Origin of the sequence: Cyclobacterium qasimii M12-11B (assembly GCF_000427295.1) — a bacterium.
Lineage (GTDB): Bacteria > Bacteroidota > Bacteroidia > Cytophagales > Cyclobacteriaceae > Cyclobacterium > Cyclobacterium qasimii.
On the sequence record NZ_ATNM01000120.1, the window covers coordinates 1 to 531 of the forward strand.

General features: G+C 54.4%; 1 pseudogene. It reads left to right on the top strand.

Going from position 1 to position 531, the window contains the following annotated elements:
* A pseudogene (rhgX, locus tag ADICYQ_RS31255) lies at positions 1-531 on the top strand (rhamnogalacturonan exolyase); the annotation flags it as partial.

The window sequence follows — 531 nt, forward strand, 5'->3', positions numbered from 1 at the left end:
TGAAAACAGCTGACGGCACAACAGACGGGAAAGGACATATCATCGGTGATGAGCATGCCGATTTTAGAAACGAACAGGGCAGAATTTTGTCCGGTCCGGAATATTTGACCGTGTTTAAAGGAGAAACCGGTGAGGAACTCACGACCGTGGAATATGAACCACCCCGCGGCAAGCTGGAGGATTGGGGAGACGGCTATGGAAACAGGATGGACCGTTTTCTCGCCGGGATCGCTTATTTGGATGGGGAGCGGCCGAGCCTTGTTATGGCGCGCGGCTACTATACGAGAGCCGTGCTCGTGGCATACGATTTCAGAAACGGAAGGCTCAAAAAACGCTGGGTATTTGACTCCAACCATCCGGGACATGAAGCGTACGCAGGACAGGGGAACCACAGTTTAAGCGTGGCGGACGTCGACGGAGACGGAAAAGATGAAATCATATACGGCGCAATGGCTGTCGATCATGACGGAACCGGCCTGTACTCAACGGGGCTCGGGCACGGAGACGCGATGCATGTAGGGGATCTGGACC